Source organism: Sphingomonas sp. NFR15, from assembly GCF_900103265.1.
Taxonomy (GTDB): domain Bacteria; phylum Pseudomonadota; class Alphaproteobacteria; order Sphingomonadales; family Sphingomonadaceae; genus Sphingomonas; species Sphingomonas pollutisoli.
In genome coordinates, this window is the sequence record NZ_FMWX01000020.1 from 1 (window position 1) to 1,678 (window position 1,678).

At 53.9% G+C, this 1,678-nt stretch carries 1 rRNA gene; it reads right to left on the bottom strand.

From position 1 onward, the window contains the following. Positions 1 to 1,678: ribosomal RNA gene (locus tag BLS81_RS20245) — 23S ribosomal RNA — on the bottom strand; the annotation flags it as partial.

The following is a 1,678-nucleotide window of genomic DNA, read 5'->3' on the forward strand; positions in this document are numbered from 1 at the left end:
CACCTATGGCTCCACACCGGCTGGCGCCAATGCTTCAAAGCCTCCCACCTATGCTACACAGTTCTTTCCTAATGCCACTCTGAAGCTGCAGTAAAGGTGCACGGGGTCTTTCCGTCTAACCGCGGGAACCCCGCATCTTCACGGGGAATTCAATTTCGCTGAGCATGTCCTGGAGACAGTGGGGAAGTCGTTACGCCATTCGTGCAGGTCGGAACTTACCCGACAAGGAATTTCGCTACCTTAGGACCGTTATAGTTACGGCCGCCGTTTACCTGGGCTTCATTTCAGAGCTTGCACTCCTCCACTTAACCTTCAGGCACCGGGCAGGCGTCAGGCCCTATACGTCGTCTTGAAGCCGACTTAGCAGAGCCCTGTGTTTTTGCTAAACAGTCGCTACCCCCTGGCCTGTGCCCCCCCATAATGCTTGCGCACTGTGGGGGCCTCCTTCTTCCGAAGGTACGGAGGCAATTTGCCGAGTTCCTTCAGGACACTTCTCTCAAGCGCCTTGGTATACTCTACCTGACCACCTGTGTCGGTTTCGGGTACGGTCTATACGGTGGGGCTATTTCCTGGAACCTCTTCGAAGCCCACCCAATCCAATAAGGGTGAACAACACACGAGATCCGTCACACACCACCAGGCCCACGAATATTAACGTGGTTCCCATCGACTACCCCCTTCGGGCTCGTCTTAGGGGCCGGCTCACCCTGCGCGGATTAGCCTTGCGCAGGAACCCTTGGTCTTTCGGCGAGAGGGCATCTCACCCTCTTTATCGCTACTCATGTCTGCATTCGCACTTCCGATACCTCCACGGCCCATTACCAGACCGCTTCACAGGCGTACGGAACGCTCCGCTACCACGTGATCCTAAGATCACATCCTAAGCTTCGGTGCATCACTTTAGCCCCGTTACATCTTCGCCGCAGAACCTCTTGTTTAGACCAGTGAGCTGTTACGCTTTCTTTAAAGGATGGCTGCTTCTAAGCCAACCTCCTGGTTGTTTTGGAAGTTCCACATGCTTTCCCACTTAGTGATGACTTGGGGACCTTAGCTGTAGGTCAGGGCTGTTTCCCTTTTGACGACGGACCTTAGCACCCGCCGTCTGTCTCCCGGATATCACTCTCAGGTATTCGGAGTTTGGTTAGTATTGGTAGGTCTCGCGACCCCCGCAACCATCCAGTGCTCTACCCCCTGAGGTGTCCATCCGAGGCACTACCTCAATAGTTTTCGCGGAGAACCAGCTATTTCCCGGCTTGATTGGCCTTTCACCCCTAAACACAACTCATCCGGTAACTTTTCAACGTTAATCGGTTCGGACCTCCAGTGCGTGTTACCGCACCTTCATCCTGGTCATGCCTAGATCGCCGGGTTTCGGGTCTAATACACCAAACTCATTCGCCCTATTCAGACTCGCTTTCGCTGCGCCTACACCTATCGGCTTAAGCTTGCTTGGTACATTAAGTCACAGACCCATTATGCAAGAGGTACGCTGTCAGGGCTCAAGACCCCTCCAACTGCTTGTAGGCAATCCGTTTCAGGTACTGTTTCACTCCCCTCATCGGGGTGCTTTTCACCTTTCCCTCACGGTACTAGTTCACTATCGGTCGCATACGAGTATTTAGGCTTAGAGGGTGGTCCCCCTATGTTCAGACAGGATTACACGTGTCCCGCCCTACTC